This is a genomic window from Reyranella sp. (genome assembly GCF_965229815.1).
Classification (GTDB): Bacteria; Pseudomonadota; Alphaproteobacteria; order Reyranellales; family Reyranellaceae; genus Reyranella.
The window spans coordinates 1,243,715-1,259,971 of the sequence record NZ_CBDDJN010000002.1 but is presented as its reverse complement, the minus strand read 5'-3'; the positions used below and the strand labels follow the sequence as shown (position 1 = coordinate 1,259,971).

General features: G+C 69.2%; 18 protein-coding genes. 5 read left to right on the top strand and 13 right to left on the bottom strand.

What is annotated here, in order from left to right; all coding sequences use genetic code 11:
• Positions 1-2: 2 nt before the first annotated feature.
• From ACO073_RS06490 to phbB, 11 genes are all read right to left on the bottom strand, one after another.
• Positions 3-575, bottom strand: coding sequence for a disulfide bond formation protein B (locus tag ACO073_RS06490; protein WP_421996338.1), 573 nt, complete (start codon positions 573-575; stop codon positions 3-5).
• A 9-nt stretch (positions 576-584) separates the two neighbouring features.
• Positions 585-740, bottom strand: coding sequence for a DUF5993 family protein (locus tag ACO073_RS06485; protein ID WP_421996337.1), 156 nt, complete (start codon positions 738-740; stop codon positions 585-587).
• A gap of 9 nt (positions 741-749) precedes the next feature.
• Positions 750-1,592, bottom strand: a complete 843-nt coding sequence (locus tag ACO073_RS06480; protein ID WP_421996336.1) for an ABC transporter permease — start codon at positions 1,590-1,592, stop codon at positions 750-752.
• A 10-nt stretch (positions 1,593-1,602) separates the two neighbouring features.
• Entirely contained in the window at positions 1,603-2,547 is a 945-nt protein-coding gene (locus ACO073_RS06475) for an ABC transporter permease (protein ID WP_421996335.1), read from the bottom strand.
• A gap of 138 nt (positions 2,548-2,685) precedes the next feature.
• Complete coding sequence (locus ACO073_RS06470) at positions 2,686-4,182, bottom strand: ABC transporter substrate-binding protein (protein ID WP_421996334.1); 1,497 nt, start codon at positions 4,180-4,182, stop codon at positions 2,686-2,688.
• Between the two features lie 32 nt (positions 4,183-4,214).
• Positions 4,215-5,246 carry a P1 family peptidase gene (locus ACO073_RS06465; protein ID WP_421997405.1) on the bottom strand — a complete coding sequence of 344 codons (1,032 nt, stop codon included), beginning with the start codon at positions 5,244-5,246 and terminating at the stop codon, positions 4,215-4,217.
• 112 nt (positions 5,247-5,358) lie between these two features.
• On the bottom strand, positions 5,359-6,546 hold the full coding sequence (locus tag ACO073_RS06460; RefSeq protein WP_421996333.1) for a class I SAM-dependent rRNA methyltransferase: 1,188 nt from the start codon (positions 6,544-6,546) through the stop codon (positions 5,359-5,361).
• 4 nt (positions 6,547-6,550) lie between these two features.
• Positions 6,551-8,197: a gamma-glutamyltransferase gene (gene ggt, locus ACO073_RS06455; protein WP_421996332.1), complete on the bottom strand. Its 1,647-nt coding sequence runs from the start codon at positions 8,195-8,197 to the stop codon at positions 6,551-6,553.
• Positions 8,194-9,027, bottom strand: a complete 834-nt coding sequence (locus tag ACO073_RS06450; RefSeq protein WP_421996331.1) for a methyltransferase domain-containing protein — start codon at positions 9,025-9,027, stop codon at positions 8,194-8,196. The genes ggt and ACO073_RS06450 overlap by 4 nt, the downstream gene beginning before the upstream one ends.
• Before the next feature lie 2 nt (positions 9,028-9,029).
• Positions 9,030-9,428: a carboxymuconolactone decarboxylase family protein gene (locus ACO073_RS06445; protein WP_421996330.1), complete on the bottom strand. Its 399-nt coding sequence runs from the start codon at positions 9,426-9,428 to the stop codon at positions 9,030-9,032.
• Positions 9,429-9,631: 203 nt separating this feature from the next.
• Positions 9,632-10,357 (bottom strand): acetoacetyl-CoA reductase, encoded by a 726-nt coding sequence (phbB, locus tag ACO073_RS06440; protein ID WP_421996329.1) that lies wholly within the window; start codon positions 10,355-10,357, stop codon positions 9,632-9,634.
• Between the two features lie 124 nt (positions 10,358-10,481).
• On the opposite strand from phbB, the gene ACO073_RS06435 reads away from it, so the two are divergent.
• From ACO073_RS06435 to ACO073_RS06415, 5 genes are all read left to right on the top strand, one after another.
• A complete protein-coding gene (locus ACO073_RS06435) occupies positions 10,482-11,690 on the top strand; it encodes an MFS transporter (protein ID WP_421996328.1) in 1,209 nt (402 codons plus the stop codon).
• 322 nt (positions 11,691-12,012) lie between these two features.
• Positions 12,013-12,213, top strand: coding sequence for a hypothetical protein (locus tag ACO073_RS06430; protein ID WP_421996327.1), 201 nt, complete (start codon positions 12,013-12,015; stop codon positions 12,211-12,213).
• 55 nt (positions 12,214-12,268) lie between these two features.
• Positions 12,269-12,412, top strand: a complete 144-nt coding sequence (locus ACO073_RS06425) for a DUF6881 domain-containing protein (RefSeq protein WP_421996326.1) — start codon at positions 12,269-12,271, stop codon at positions 12,410-12,412.
• On the top strand, positions 12,375-12,560 hold the full coding sequence (locus tag ACO073_RS06420; RefSeq protein ID WP_421996325.1) for a DUF6881 domain-containing protein: 186 nt from the start codon (positions 12,375-12,377) through the stop codon (positions 12,558-12,560). Before ACO073_RS06425 ends, ACO073_RS06420 begins: the two co-directional genes overlap by 38 nt.
• A 592-nt stretch (positions 12,561-13,152) precedes the next feature.
• Positions 13,153-13,599, top strand: a complete 447-nt coding sequence (locus ACO073_RS06415; protein WP_421996324.1) for a hypothetical protein — start codon at positions 13,153-13,155, stop codon at positions 13,597-13,599.
• A 105-nt stretch (positions 13,600-13,704) separates the two neighbouring features.
• On the opposite strand, the gene ACO073_RS06410 is transcribed toward ACO073_RS06415, so the two are convergent.
• The gene (locus ACO073_RS06410; protein ID WP_421996323.1) at positions 13,705-14,886 is read right to left on the bottom strand and encodes an acetyl-CoA C-acetyltransferase; all 1,182 of its coding nucleotides are present in this window, start codon (positions 14,884-14,886) and stop codon (positions 13,705-13,707) included.
• 133 nt (positions 14,887-15,019) lie between these two features.
• Positions 15,020-16,213: an acyltransferase family protein gene (locus ACO073_RS06405; RefSeq protein ID WP_421996322.1), complete on the bottom strand. Its 1,194-nt coding sequence runs from the start codon at positions 16,211-16,213 to the stop codon at positions 15,020-15,022.
• Positions 16,214-16,257: the final 44 nt, after the last annotated feature.

Sequence of the window (16,257 nt, the reverse complement as noted above, 5' to 3'; positions counted from 1 at the left end):
CCTCAGGACAGGCTTCCGGGCATGAAGCGGGCGATCCAGTAGCCGGTCGGATCGTCCGGGCAGTCGACGGGACCGCACTGCGCGAAGCTGCCGGCCGCCTGGACCAGCGTGACGACGATCAGAAGGTAGACGAAGAAGCGCGACAGGCCGCGGAAGCGCAGCGACGCCACGTGGTCGTTGCGGTCGGGATCGGGCCGTCCGCCCAGGATCATCAGCACGGCGATGCCGGCGATGGTCGCGAGGAAGGCGATCGCCGCCCAGGTGTAGAGATGGAGGCCGAGAAAGGCCGAACCGAAGCCGCCGTCGCCCGGGGTTATGTGCAGCATCATCTGGCGCACGGCCATGGCGAGGCCCAGCAGGGCGGCCAGCAGCGACAGGCCGTAGTGCATCGGCTGCACGCCGAAGCGCAGGTTGAGCACGAAGCCGAACGCCACCAGCGCGAAGGCGGTGCGCTGCAGCAGGCAGAGCGGGCACGGCAGCTCGGCGAGCGCGACCTGCCAGACGAAGGAGGCGATCAGCAGGGCGGCGATGGCGGCGACGGCGAGGCCGTTGCCGAAGCGGACGAGACCGGTCATGGCGGCCCCCTAGAACGACAGGAGGAGACGGTCGACCATGTGATGGTCGAGCCAGAAGCCGGCCGTCACGAGGCTGACCATGAACAGTCCGACGGCGATGCCGCGCAGCCCCGCCACCGCCGCCATCATGGCGATGGCCGTCACCAGGAAGATCGCTGCCGTCATGGCGTTCTCCTATCCGACGCGGAGCAACCGCAGCCGCGGATCGAGGAGATCGCGCAGCCCGTCGCCCAGCATGTTGAGACCCAGGACGGCGAGCGCAATGGCGAGGCCCGGCCAGATCGCAAGTTCCGGCGCCTGGAAGACGTAGGTCTGCGCATCCCGCAGCATGCGGCCCCACGACGGCACCGGCGGCTGCGCGCCCAGTCCCAGGTAGGATAGTCCGGCTTCGGCCAGGATGGCGACAGCGAACTGGATGGTCGCCTGCACGATCAGCACGCTCGCGATGTTGGGCAGGACGTGGCGCAGCGTGATGCCGAGCGGACCCAGCCCCATCGCCTTGGCGGCGCGCACGAAGTCGCGGCCCCACATCGAGAGCGCGGCGCCGCGCGTCACGCGGGCGAATATGGGCACGTTGAAGATCGCGATCGCCAGGATGGCGTTGACCGCGCTCGCCCCCAGCACCGAGGTGATCAGGATGGCGATCAGCACCGCCGGGAAGGCGAAGATCAGGTCGGAGGCGCGCGACAGCGCCTCGTCGACCCAGCCGCCGCGCGCCGCCGCCCAGGCGCCGAGCGCCACGCCCAGCGACAGGCCGATCGCCACCGCGATCAGCCCGACCGTGATCGAGGTCTGGGCGCCGACCATGATGCGCGAGAGCACGTCGCGGCCGAGATGGTCGGTGCCGAGCGGCCAGGCGGCGGACGACGGCATCAGCTTGGCCCGCATCTGCAGCGCATCGACCGGATGGGGCGTCCAGAAGACCGAGACCAGCGCCGTGCCGACGAACAGCAGCAGCAGCACGGCCCCGACCTGGAAGCCGACATGGCGCGCGGCGCGGGCGAGGAAGCCGCTCATTCCCTGTTCCTCAGGCCCGGATCCGCGGCCGCGGATCGAGCAGCGCGTAGGCGAGGTCGACCAGCAGGTTCACCGCCAGCACCAGCAGGGTGAACAGGATCACCACGTTCTTGATGACGATCAGGTCGCGGGCGTTGATCGAATCGTAGACGAGCTGGCCGACGCCGGGCAGGCGGAACACGCTCTCGATGATGACGGCGCCGGCGACCAGGAAGCCGGCGATCAGGCCCGCCACCGTCGTCACGGGGATCAGCGCATTGCGCAGGGCATGGCGGAACAGCACGCGCGCCTCGCCGGCGCCCTTGGCGCGGGCGGTGCGCACATAGTCCTCGCGCAGCGTGTCGAGCATGGCCGAGCGGGTGACGCGGGTCAGGATGGCGATCTCGCCCAGCGACAGCGCCAGCGCCGGCAGCACCAGGGCGTGCGCCGCCTTGAGCGGCTGCTGCCAGCCCGGGAAGCCGCCGGCGGGGAACCACTGCCAGGTCACGGCGAAGGCCAGCACCAGCAGGATGCCGAACCAGAAGTTGGGGATCGAGATGCCGACCTGGGTAAGACCCATCACCCCCCAGTCGCCCGGCCGTCCATGCTTCCAGGCAGCGAACACGCCGAGCGGTATGGCGACCAGCGCGGACCAGCCGAGCGCCAGCGCCGCCAGCGGCAGGGTCACGGCCAGGCGGTCGCCGATCAGCTTGGCGACCGGCGTGCCGTAGGCGTGGCTGGTGCCGAGATGAAAGGACAGAAGCCCGCCGATCCATTCGAGGTAGCGGACACCGAGCGGCTGGTCGAAGCCGAACTTGGCGCGCAGCGCGGCCAGCGTGTCGGGCCGCGCGTCGGTGCCCAGCATGACCAGCGCCGGATCGCCCGGCAGCACCTCGACCACCGCGAACACGACCAGCGTCGCGAGGAACAGCGTCACCAGCGCGGCGGCGAGGCGGCGGGAGAGGAACTCAAGCATGGCGCAGGAGCTCCTCCCCAGCGAAGCTGGGGAGGTGGCCCGAAGGGCCGGAGGGGTCATGAGCATCGGCCTTGCTGCTCATGACCCCTCCGTCCGCTCGCGCGGCCACCTCCCCACTTCGTGGGGAGGAGGAAACAGTCACTTCCAGTGCACGCCCGTCAGGTCGAGCTGCGGCGTCGGCGAGTTCTCCCACAGGCCGACCAGGTCCTTCTTCCACACGCCGATCTTGGCGAGCTGGAACAGGAAGCCGTTGACGGCGTCCTCGGCGATGATCTTCTGGGCGTCCTTCAGGAACTGGTCGCGCTTGGCGAAGTCGGTGGTGCCCACGACCTCGCGCCACTTGGCCTTGAAGGCCGGCGAGACGTAGTTCCAGTAGTAGTTGTCGCGCGCGTAGCGGTCGAGGTCGTTGGCCTCGGTATGGGCCACGATGGTGAGGTCGTAGTTCTTCTCCTTGAAGACCTCCGACAGCCACTGCGGCCATTGCAGCTGGGTGATCGCGAGCTTGATGCCGATCTTGCCGAGCTGGGCGGCGACCACCTCGCCGGAGCGCTGGGCGTAGCCCACCGGCGGCAGCTTGAGGCTGGCCTCGAAGCCGTTGGGATAGCCCGCCTCGGCGAGCAGCGCCTTGGCCTTGGCGATGTCGAACGGATAGGTTTTGGTGAGATCGACATAGGCCATGTTGTGCGGCGCGAAGTGGCTGCCGATCGGCGTGCCGAATCCGGATTCGGCCGAGATCAGCTCGTCGCGGTTGATGGCGTGGGCGATCGCCTGGCGCACCTTGGGATTGTCGAACGGCTTCTTGCCGTTGTTGGTCGCCAGGATGACCTCGCCCTCGGTCGTGCCGACCACGACATTGAAGCGCGGATCCTTCTTCAGGCGCTCGACCAGCTCGGGCGCCTGGAAGCCCGGGAAGGCATCGACGTCGCCCGCCAGCAGCGCGCTCACCTGCGCCGAGGGATCCTTGATGATCCTGAAGACCACCGTGTCGAGCTTGATCGAGCCCGGATCGCGGTAGGTCGGCGACTTCACGAGGGTGATCGAATCGCCCTCCTTGCGCTCCTTGAACATGAACGGCCCGGTGCCGATCGGATGCTTGTCGTTGGTCGGCGCCGACTTCGGATGCATGATCGCGGCGTCGCCCAGCGACAGGCTGTAGAGCAGGAAGGAGTTGGGCGACTTCAGCGTGACCTTGACGGTCGACGGGTCGACCACCTCGACCTTCTCGATGTCGGTGTAGAGCGACTTGGCGGGAACGGTGGAGTCCGGCGCGAACAGCCGGTCGAGCGAGAACTTCACCACCGAGGCGTCGAGCTTCTCGCCGTCGCTGTAGACGACGCCCTGACGGATCTTGAAGACGTATTCCTTGCCGTCCTCGGAGATCGTCCAGCTCTCGGCCAGGCCCGGCCCGATCCCGCCCTTGCGGTCGATGCGGCCGAGCGCCTCGTAGATGGTGGGCGTCGTCACCTCGCGGATCGCCGCGGCGGCGTTCTTGGTGGGATCGAGCACCGGCGGCTCGAGCGACATGCCGATCACCAGCCGGTTCTTGGCCTGGGCGTGCGCTCCGGCGCCGGCCAGCGATACGGTGGCGAGCGCGCCGGCGGCGCCGACGAGATGACGGCGGGAAAGCTTGATCACGGAAGTCCTCCGTTCGTGGAAGGGCCAGTCTATCAGCGGCCGAATGTCTCCCGCCAGCCGCGCGCGGCGCCGAGGCTCTCGGCATGGTAGACGCCGCGCGCCACGGCGCGCGCCAGGCAATCCGCAGCCAGCGTGCCGAGTTCGGCCAGCGCCAGGGGATCGATTGCGAGATCGTGACGGCCGGTCGCCACGGCGAACACCGTGTCGCCGTCCTGCGGCGTGTGCACCGGCCGGATCGAGCGGGCGAGCCCGTCCTGCGCCATCACCGCCAGCCGGTTGGCCGACGCCTTGTCGAGGCGCGCATTGGTGGCGACGACGGCGATGGTGGTGTTGGCACGCGGATCGCTGCGCGCGACATCGGCCGGATCGTGCGTGAGGTCGGCGCGGTCATGGCTCACCGCCAGCGACAGGCCGCGAGCCGGCGGCGGCAGGCCGCCGAACTCGCCGTCCTGCTCCAGCGCCCAGGCCCAGAACTGCGGCAGGTTGCCCATGGTCGTGTAGCCGCGCGCGTTGACGGCGACGAGGGCGCCAACCTGCAGCCCGGTCGCCGGATCGACCGCCGAGGCCGAGCCCAGCCCGCCCTTGAGGTTGCCGGCCTTGGCGCCGAGCCCGGCGCCGGCATTGCCGAGCGCGAAGTCGCGCGCCGCCCGGCCGGTCGCGTCATGGGCCATCTCGCGGTAGGGCGGCCAGTCCCAGCCCTTGTCGCCGCCGTTCAGCAGGTCGAACAGGATGGCCGTCGGCACGATCGGGACCACGATGTCGGCGATGGCGACGCCGCGGCCCCGCTCGCGCAGCCAGCGCATCACCCCGTCGGTCGCCGACAGGCCGAAGGCCGATCCGCCCGAGAGGCAGATCGCATCGACGCGGTCGACGCGGCACGACGGATCGAGCAGGTCGGTCTCGCGCGTGCCGGGCGCGCCGCCGCGCACGTCGACGGAGGCGACCGCCGGCTGCTCGCACAGGACCACGCTCACGCCCGAGCGCAGGCGCCCGTCCTCGTGGTTGCCGACCAGGATCCCGTCGACGTCGGTGATGAGGTTTCGAGGGCCGGGACGGAGCACTATTCGTCACCCCGAGCGCAGCGCCTGCCCTGAGCGGAGCCGAAGGGAGGGACCTTTCCTCTGGCCTCAAAGGTCCCTCGCTGCGCTCGGGATGACAGGGGGCGCGGGTCGAACATCAATCGAGCTGCAGCGTCAGCGCCTTGAGATACGCCGTCTCGGGCAGGCCGGGATGGACCGGATGGTCGAGCGCCGCGCCGGAGCTGCGCAGGATGCGGCCGCCGCGGCCGGCATCGCGCAGGCCGCGCCGGACCTGCTCGGCGAACAGGGGCGGATCGACGAGATGCGAGCAGGAGGCGACGAAGAAGAAGCCGCCCTTGGCGACCAGCGGCGCCGCCAGCCGCACCAGCTTGCGGTAGCCCTGGGCGCCGGTCTTGAGGTCCTTGCGGCTCTTCACGAAGGCCGGCGGGTCGCAGATCACGACGTCGAAGCGCTTGCCGGCGCTCTTCTCCAGCGCATCGAACACCTCGGCCTTCTCGAACGACACGGTCTGCTCGACGCCGTTCAGCGCCGCGGCGGCGCGCGCCGCGTCGAGCGCGGGCTGCGAGCGGTCGATGCAGACGACGGACTTGGCGCCGCGCGCGGCCGCCAGCACGCCGAAGCCGCCCGAGTAGCTGTAGACGTCGAGCACGCTCGAGCCCTTCGCCAGTTCGGCCATGAAGCGCCGGTTGTCGCGCTGGTCGTAGAACCAGCCGGTCTTCTGGCCGCCCGACAGGTCGGCGACGAACCGGGCGCCGTTCTCGACCAGCTCGATCGTGCCGTCGGCCGAGCCCCTGGGCACCGTGACCTCGCGCTTCAGCCCCTCGAGTTCGCGCACCGGCGAATCGTTCTTGAGCACGATGGTGGCCGGCTGGAGCTCGGCTTCCAGCGCTTCGAGCAGCACCGGGGTCAGGAGCTCCATGCCGGCACTGTTCACCTGGACCACGAGTGCGTCGCCGAAACGGTCGACGATGACGCCGGGCAGGCCGTCGGCCTCGGCATGGATCAGCCGGTAGTAGGGAACGCCGATCAGGCGGTCGCGCAGCGCCACCGCCTGCGCCAGCCGCCGGCCGAGGAACAGCGCATCGACCGTGGCCTCGGGATTGCCCGTCAGGACGCGCGCGGCAATCAGCGAATGGGGATTGAAGGTGACGAGGCCCAGAGCCTCGCCGCTCGGCGCACGCAGGACGGCCAGCGAGCCCGGCGGAAGCGCCTTCGTCTCGGCATCCATCAGGATCTCGTTGGAGAAGGCCCAGGGATGGCCGGCGCGCACGCGGCGATCCTCGCCGGCCCGCAACAGCACACTCGGCAGTTTCTTCTGAGACAAGGACCTATTCTCCCATGGCCACGCCGTCGCGGCGGGGATCGGCGGCACCCTGCCAGCCATCCTCGAACCGGCGGATGCCGGTCAGTCCGCCCTCGTGTCGGCGGACTTGTACTTCATGGCCCAGCGCGCGCAAGGCGTCGGCCCGCTCCATCAGCACGGTCCCCTGCTCCAGCTCGGTCGGCCCGTTGCGGTTGATGAGCCGGGGCTGGGCCAGCGCGTCCCGCATGGACAGGTTCCAGTCGAGCAGGCCGAGCAGGGCCTGCAGCGTGTCGCCGATGATGCGGCTGCCGCCCGCCGAGCCCAGCGCCGCCACCAGCGCGCGGTCGCGGTCGAGCACGACGGTCGGCGACATCGAGGAGCGCGGCCGCTTGCCCGGCTGGACGCGGTTGGCCACCGGCTTGCCGCCGACCTCGGGCTGGGCCCGGAAGTCGGTGAGCTCGTTGTTGAGCAGGAAGCCCCGCACCATGATGCCGGCGCCGAACGGCGCCTCCACCGTGGTGGTGAAGCTGACCGCGTCGCCGCGGGCATCGACGATGCTCATGTGGCTGGTGCCGCGCTCGACATAGCCCGGCGGCAGGCCGGGCCCGACCGGGCCCATGCTGCGCTCGGTCGACATCAGCTTGCGGCGCTCGGCGAGGTAGGCCGGCGACAGCAGCCCGGCCACCGGCACGTCGACGAAGGCCGGGTCGGCGACATAGCGGTCGCGGTCGGCGAAGGCGAGACGGCTGGCCTCCGCGACCAGGTGCAGGGCGCGCACGTCGTCGGGCCGGTCGTGCCACAGCGCGAAGGGTTCGAGCAGGCCCAGGATCTGGAGGATGGCGAGACCGCCGGACGAGGGCGGCGGCATGCCGCAGACGATCCAGACCCGGTAGGGGCCGCACAGAGGCTCGCGGCTGATCACGCGGTAGCCGGCGAGATCGGCGGGCGCCAGCGTGCCCGGCCGCACATGGCCCTGCACGCGGGCGACGATCTCCGCGGCGATCGGACCTTCCGACAGGGCCCGTGCGCCCTCGGCGGCGACCCGGCGCAGCGTGTCGGCCAGCGCCGGATTGACGATGCGCTCGCCGGCGCGGCGCGGCGATCCGTCGGGATGGAAATAGACGGCGGCGATGCCGGGATCCGCACGCAGCCCGGGCAGGCGCTCGAGCCAGGTCGCAAGCCGCGGCGGCGCGTCGAAGCCCTGCTCGGCGAGACGGATCGCCGGCTCGAACAGGGAGGCCCAGGGCAGACGGCCGTGCGCGCGGTGCGCCTGCTCGAGCAGCGCGACGGCGCCCGGAACGCCGACGGACAGGCCCGACGCCACAGCTTCACGGAAGCCGAGCGGCTTGCCGTCCTTCAGGAAGAGGTCGGGCGTGGCGCCGGCCGGCGCCGTCTCACGGCCGTCATAGGCGACGATGGCGCGCGTGGCGCCGTCGTAGTGCAGCAGGAAGCCGCCGCCGCCGATCCCCGAAGCCTGCGGCTCGACCACGCCCAGCACCATCTGCACCGCGACCGCCGCATCGGCCGCCGAGCCGCCGCGGCGCAGCACGTCGAGGCCGGCCTCGACCGCCAGCGGGTTGGCCGCGGCCACCATCGTGCGCGGCGCCGCCTCGACCGCCGGACCGAGGCCGAGCAGCAGGAGCGCGGCCGCGAGCAGGCGGCGCAGGATCATGCGCGGCGGGCCACGATGAACAGGCGGCGGAACGGGAAGAGCGTGATGCCGTCGGCGCGCGTCGGGTAGGCCTCGGCGATCAGCGTGCGGTAGATGTCGTAGAAGGCGGCGGCTTCTTCCTTGTCGAGCGCCTCCATGTAGGGCCGCAGGCCGGTGCCGGCGGTATACTGGGCGACCGGGTCCTTGCCGGTCAGGGGCTGCTGGTAGATCGATTCCCAGACCTCGAGATCCGAGCAGAGCGGCTTCAGCGCGTCGTAGTAGCGCGCGGGCTCCCAGACGGGGCGGATGCCGCCCACGCCGGCGAGCTTGTCGCGCCACGGCCCCTTCTCCGCCGCCGTCTTCATCAGCGCGTGCGAGGGCGCCTCGTGGTTGCGCGGCATCTGGATCGCGAGTTGTCCGCCCGAGGGCAGAAGCTTCAGCAGGCCGGGGAAATGGTCGATGTGGTTCTCGACCCACTGGTAGGCGGCATTGCTGTAGAGGATCCCCGGCGGCAGGCCGGGCTCGAAATGCGCGAGATCGCCCTTGGTGAAGCTGACACGGGAATCGGCCGTCTGGCTGCGCGCCTTGGCCAGCATCTCCTCCGACGAATCGATGCCGATCACCGGCGGGCCGGGAAAGCGTTCGGCGAGCAGGCGCGTGATGTTGCCGGCGCCGCAGCCGAGATCGTAGATCGCGTGCCCCGGCCGCGCGGCATTGGCCGGGTCGAGGCGGCCCATCAGGTCGAGCGCCGGCCGCAGGCGGGCGTCGGCGAACTTCAGGTAGAGGTTCGCATCCCAGATTGGCGCCTTGAGGGTCGGCGCCTCGAGGGTGTGGGCCTTCGCATCGGACACGGTCACTTCTCCTCGAACGCCGCGTCGACGGGCACGCGGTAGCCCATGGCGATCTTGTTGCCCTTCTGGGCGGCCAGCACCACCGCCATGAACTCGGCGTGCATCTCCCCGGTCATGCCCCTGGCGCGCGCCATCGCGCCGTGCGAGGCGATGCAGTACTCGCACTGGTTGGTGATGCTGACGGCGAGATAGATCAGCTCCTTGGTCAGCGGATCGAGCGTGCCGGGGGCGAAGGCCGCCTTCATCTCGGCGGCGAACTGCTCCATCACCGCCGGATCCCTGGCCAGCGCCTTCCACACATTGTTGATCGCGGCCGGATCGATGCCGCGCGCCTGGGCGATGCCGTCGACGACGGCCTTGGCCCGCGGGGCCATGTCCTTGTACTCGGTGAGCCTCGGCATGATACGCACTCCTGGATGAATGATAACTTCAGTTATTCAAAGGGGCAAGCGCGACCGAGTTTTTGCGCACCGGGGGACGCGCCGGACGCGCGCCGACCCCCAATGGATTGTGTCCCGGCAGGGCTCATGGACCGACGAAGTGCAGGCACTGCCGTCACGGCGATCCCTCCCCGCCGCGCGCGCCGGCGCAGCGGACCACCGCCTCAGTACATGTGCTGGCCGCCGTTGATCGACAGGGTCGAGCCGGTGACGAAGCCGGCATCGTCGGCGACCAGGAACATCACGCCGCGCGCGATCTCGTCGGCCTTGCCCAGGCGGCCGACCGGGATCTTGGCGACGATCTTCTCGAGCACGTTGGCCGGCACCGCCGCCACCATGTCGGTCTCGGTGTAGCCCGGCGCGATGGCGTTCACGGTGATGCCCTTGGACGCGCCTTCCTGGGCCAGCGCCTTGGTGAAGCCGTGGATGCCCGACTTGGCGGCGGCATAGTTGACCTGGCCGTACTGGCCGCCCTGGCCGTTGATCGAGCCGATGTTGACGATGCGCCCGAAGCCGCGGGTGTTCATGCCCTCCCACACCGCCTTCGACATGTTGAAGCAGGAACCGAGGTTGGTGTCGATCACCTGGTCCCACATGTCGCGCGTCAGCCGGCGCATGGTCGAATCGCGGGTGATGCCGGCGTTGTTGACGAGCACGTCGACCGGGCCGAGGTCCTTCTCGATCTGGGCGATCACCGCCTGGCAGGCGGCGAAGTCGCCGACGTCGAACTTGTAGACCGCGATGCCGGTCTCGGCCTTGAACTTCTGGGCCGCCTCGTCGTTGCCCGCGTAGGTCGCGGCCACGGTGTAGCCCTTGTCCTTCAGCATGCGCGACACGGCAGCGCCGATTCCGCGCGTTCCACCGGTCACCACTGCAACACGTCCGGCCATGAGTTCCTCCCTAGCGTTTCCGCCACTTTACTCTATCCGGTCCCGCCGGGTCGCGGGCAAGGCGCGAATTGAGGCAGCGCTGCCGGATATCGCCCGCCCGCGCCGCGGTCATAAGACCGCAACCATGAAACCCTTTATTGCCCTGCTCGGCGCCGCCGCCGGAACCCATGCCGCCGACCAGGTGGCGCTCGCCACCCTGCCGCTCACCGCCTCGCTGGTCCTGGGGGCCGGCCCCGGCGTGCTGGGCGCGCTGGTCGCCGCCCAGAGCGCGGCCTGGCTGCTCGTCTCCCTGCCGGCGGGCGCCGTGGCCGACCGCGTGTCGCGGCGCACCCTGCTGGTCGTCGGCCTGGCGCTGGGGCTGGCGGCCTCGCTCGTGGCCGTGGTCGCAGCCGCCGCCGGCATCACCGGCCTGCTGGGACTCGCCGCCTTCGCCGGCGCCTCGGGCACGGTCGTCTACACGCTGGCCGCCGTCTCGCTGCTGCCCGGACTGGTGCCGGCCGCCGACCTGCCGCGCGCCAATGCCCGGCTGGAGCTCGCCCGCGCGATCGTCAGCCTGGGCGCGCCCGTCCTCGCCGGCCTGCTGGCGCAGCATCTGTCGCCGACCTGGGGCTATGCCGTCGCCGCGATGGGCGCGGCACTCGCGCTGGCCTGCATCCTCGCCCTGCCGCGGACCCCGGTCCCGCCGGCGGCCGGCCCGCGCCTGCCGGTCGGCGCCGCGATCGCCGCCGGCGCGCGCTTCGTGGTGCGCCACGCGTTGCTGCGCGGCATCAGCCTCTGCGCCGTGTTCTGGAACTTCGCCTTCTTCGCCCTGCTCGCGGTCTGGGCACCGCTGGCGCTGGGCCCGCTCGGCCTCGATCCGGCCGGCCTCGGCCTCGCGCAATCGGCCTACGGCGCCGGCCTGATCCTGGGGGCCGTGGTGGCGCCCGTGTCTTCGCGCCGCCTGCCGCCGCTCGCCACCCTGGTGTTCGGGCCGGCCGTCTCGGTGATCGCCGCCGGCCTGTTCCTGCTCGCACCCCACGGCAAGGGCTTCCTGTGGGCCGCCGCCGGCCACTTCCTGCTGGGCTTCGGCCCGATGCTCTGGCTGATCTGCCAGATCACGGTGCGCCAGCTCGTGACGCCGAGCCCCCTGCTCGGCCGCGTCAACGCCACGGTGCAGACCGCGATCTACGGCGTGCGGCCGCTGGGCGCGCTCGCGGGCGGCGTGGTGGCGGCAGAGGCCGGCCTGCCCGCGGCGCTCGTCATGATCGCGGTCTCCTTCGCGCTCTCGACCCTGGTGATCGTGCTGTCGCCGCTCATGCGGCTGCGGGCGCTGCCGCAGCCGGTGGCGGCTTAGGACGCGCGGAGATCAATACTCGACGATTTAGTAGAACTCTTACTGGGACAGGCACCAATGCGGCGGCAGTTGGCCGCACAGCGTCCTTCGCCTCCAGTGTTCTTGGCTATGGCCTCGAAGGAGGAGCGGCTGAGCGGATTTATAGAATGGCCGTTCCGCAATGTCGGAGTCGCACGACATATACGGGGATGAGTCGAATCGAAGTTTGGAATCGCGGGTTTGATTGCCGCCCAGCGTGAGGCACTTCGTGGACTTGGCGACGCTTATGTCGTTGAACGCTGGAACTATGACTGGGTTGGGCGAGTATGCCAATCGATCCTCAATGACCTGGTTTGGCCTCTCCTGGTTTTCTCTTGGCCGTGATGCAGCTGCAGCCATCACCAAAGCCATTAGAAGTGTGATCGAACTTTATCCAGAGGTCGAAGAGTACTTCCGGTCTGGAACAGTCGGCCCGCACGTCAAATGTATCCGCTATTCGATCGATACTTCCGGTAAACTCAAAGCAGAGATACGCAGCCGCTAGACATTGAAGGACGACTGAACAGTTTTGGAATCAATCAGCCGCTTGGGAACGGGCAATGAAGTACATCAAGGTGAGGTGGCGTCACTGCTTACCCAACGAACCGGTTACGCTATATAGCGAAATCGATGAGGATCGCTGGGAACGCCGAAAGGTGTACGTGTTTGCAGACGGTTCATTTGGATTTTTGCGCCCCCCCTGAAGAAAAGGCGCGCTCTATATTCTTGAGCATCGAGCCGATAGCGCCGCTTTCAGAAATCGCGGCGGACCCTCAATTCATTCCTGAAGAAATTGAGAGAGGGGAATTTGGAGATGTGTGGAACAAAGCTCGTTCAAGTCCAAAATTATAGCGGCACTACCGTCTCAAGGTCATGCGCCCCGTCCAGGTCAATCGGATGAACTCTCTTCCTCTGAAATGGCAACTCTTCATACTGAATTTCTTTCCCCTACCAACGGTAGGCATCTTTCTTTTTGTCATCGGTCTCATCTTGTCTTGCTTCCTCTCGGATGTGGCTGCCGGGAGAATGCGGATTTTGGCTTTCATTGTATTAGGGACTTCAATAGTTTTTGGTGTTCTCCTCGCGGCATTTCATACTCGGGCGCAACTGAAGGCCATCCAGCAAGACAATAGCCAGAAGTAAAACGATCTGATCTTCTGCCCTTGCAAGATGACCGCCGTGTCGAGCGGTCCTCGTCAGGAGATCAACTAGCATTCTTCGTATTCACGGGTTTGGCCGAGTCCCTACGAGGCGATTGGGCAATTGATCGCTGCCTGAGTAAGTGCGCCGGCCGGCAGGGCAGGCCCTGCCCCGCCGCTTCCTTCGCAATCTCGATCCTGGTAAGGCCTAGGGAGGACGATCGCCGCGCGGGTCGCCCATCAGCGGCACTTGCCCGCTTGACCGCCGCACCCCGCCGGTCGACGTTAGCGCCGGAGGTCGGCGTATGAAGAAGCTACTGATTGTGTTGGCGTTGCTGTCGCTGGGGGCCTGCAGCAGCGGCCAAGGCTCGTTCTCCCGGTTCAACAATGCCTTCGGCACCGGCACCTTCCCGGTGGCCAACGACGGCGAGGCCGCGCTCTATATCGTGCGCCAGCCGGCCCAGCCCGATGCGCCGCCGATCAACATCACGGTGGGCAGCCAGCCGATCGTCGGCCTGACCGCGCCGAACTACATCCGCCTCGACCTCAAGCCCAAGCTCTACGACCTCCGGGCCTACGGGACGCAGAAGAGCAGCGAGCTGATCATCACCGTGGCGGCCGGCCAGACGCGCTTTCTGCTGGCGCAGCCGACCGCCGACGGCAGCGCCGAACTGCTCGAACTGTCGCAGGAACAGGGTCGCCGCCTCGCCCGCGCGGGCGAGCGGCAGTGGACGCCCCAGCTCTACTACTGAGCGATCGCATCGGAAGCCGAACGGGCGGACCCTGAGGTCCGCCCGTCGTTTTCGTTCACCGCAGACAGGAGCGAGCCGGAGGCTCGCGGTCCGCCCTTTCCGCAATCAGTCGCGCTGGACGCACATGGCGATGCCCATGCCGCCGCCGATGCAGAGCGTGGCGAGGCCCTTCTTGGCGTCGCGCTTCTGCATCTCGTAGAGGAGAGTCGTCAGCACGCGCGCGCCCGAGGCGCCGATCGGATGGCCGAGCGCGATCGCGCCGCCGTTGACGTTCAGCTTCTCCGGATCGAGGCCGAGCTGCTTGCCGACCGCGACGGCCTGGGCGGCGAAGGCCTCGTTGGCCTCGACCAGGTCGAGATCCTTCACGGTCCAGCCGGCCTTCTTCAGCGCCGCCTGCGAGGCGGTCACCGGGCCGATGCCCATGATCGACGGATCGACGCCCGTGGTCGCCCACGACACGATCTTGGCCAGGGGCTCGATGCCGCGCTTCTTCGCCTCGTCGGCCGTCATCAGCACCAGCGCCGCGGCGCCGTCGTTGATGCCCGACGCATTGCCGGCGGTGACCGAACCGCCTTCCTTGGTGAAGGCGGGCCGCAGCTTGGCCAGGGTCTCGACGGTCGTGCCGTGGCGCGGGAACTCGTCGGTATCGACGACGGTCTCGCCCTTGCGCGTCTTGACCGTGACCGGGACGATCTCGTCCTTGAAGCGGCCGGACTTCTGGGCGGCCTCGGCCTTGTTCTGCGAGGAGGCCGCGAAGGCGTCCTGCTCGGCGCGGGTGATCTGGAACTTCTGGGCGACGTTCTCGGCGGTGTTGCCCATGTGGTAGCCGTGGAAGGCATCCCACAGCCCGTCCTTCAACATGGTGTCGACCATCTTGAACTCGCCCATCTTGGTGCCGTCGCGCATGTAGCCGGCGTGCGGCGCCTGGCTCATGCTCTCCTGGCCGCCGACCACCATGATCGAGGCGTCGCCGTTGCGGATCGCCTGCCAGCCGAAGGCGACGGCGCGCAGGCCCGAGCCGCAGAGCTGGTTGATGCCGAGCGCCGTCTTCTCGACCGGGATGCCGGCGTTGACCGCGGCCTGGCGGGCGGGGTTCTGTCCCTGGGCCGCGCTCAGGATCTGGCCCATGATCACCTCGTCGACTTCCTCGGGCTTCACCTTGGCGCGGTCGAGCGCGCCCTTGATGGCGATCTTGCCGAGGTCGTGGGCGGGCACCGCGCCGAAGGCGCCGTTGAACGTGCCGATGGGCGTGCGCGCCGCGCTCGCGATGACGATGTCGGTTGCCATGGAATCCTCCTTGCGGGCCGCCCTGCGGCGGATTTTATAGGGCGGCCGCCGGCACCGGCAAGGACCCGCGACACCTGCAAGGGAGCCGCTCGCTGGCCTCATGGCCGAGGCAAGCGGCTCGCGCCCCGGACCGTCAGCCCTCCGCCGAAACGTTAGGCAGTGCGCGTTTCAGAGGCAGCGGCCGGCGCCCGCCGACAGCCAAGGGCTTCAGCCCGAACAGCGGCCGCACGATCGCGACGGGACGGACCACCGCCAGATAGATCGCCGCCGTGCCGAGGAAGGTCGCCAGCACCGCCAGGATGAAACCGGCGACCGGCGGCGCCCCGATCCGCAGCAGCCCGTAGACGGCCACCACCGTCACGGTCTGGTGCAGGATGTAGAACGGATAGACGGCCTCGGTGGCCTCGGCGAGGAAGGCCGGCCGGCGCGTCAGGTGACGATGGGCGAAGCCCACGATAGCGAACAGCCAGGCCATCGTGTTCACCGCATTGAGCAGCGCGAAGGCCGGCCGCGCCTCCGGCGGGATCGCCGGCCGCACCGTCCCCTTGAAGTAGACGAGGTAGAGCGCGGTGTAGGCCGCGACGGCGACCGCGAGCGACAGGAAGCGCTGGCGCTCGAGCGCCTCGGGCAGGACGGGCGAGCGGTAGAGGAAGGCGCCGCCCAGCAGCAGGACGCCGTAGTAGACGAGGCCGTGCCAGTCGCCGACCAGCCCGTTGGGATTGTGCGAGACCGGCGCCAGCCACAGGGACGAGGCCGCCAGCGGCAGCACCATCAGCCACTGCAGGCCGAGGCGCGCCGCGAGAGAGGCCGACCGATCGAGCGCGCGCCGGCCACCGGGGCTGCGCGCCCACAGGAAGACCGGCAGCAGGAGGAACGTCAGCACCAGCACGTAGGCGAGGAACCAGAGATGGTGCCAGCTCACGTTGCCCGACGGATAGGGCCCGCCGCTGAAGGCCTGCGGCAGCCAGGCGAGGAAAGAGCCGTCGAACTGGCCGCGGTAGAGCCGCTCCAGGTAGACCTGCGGCGGCACGATCACCGCCATGGCGAAGACCAGCGGCAGGCCGAGCCGCTTCAGCCGGTCGCGCGCGAAGGCCGGGCCGGACCGCGACCCCAGCGCCAGCATGATGGTCGCGCCCGACACCAGGAAGAGCAGCGGCATGCGCCAGCGGTTGAGGAAGCGCATCGCCTCGCGCAGCCAGTCGATGCTCTGGACGTCGGTGAGGTGCCAGCTCCAGCCCGACCAGGCCATGCCGGCGTGGTAGAAGATGAGCAGGCCGAAGGCGAGGACGCGCAGCCAGTCGAGGTCGGCGCGGCGGGACGAAGGCATGGTCAGGCTCCCGGAGGGCGTTGACGAGGCCCCCTCCTACCGGC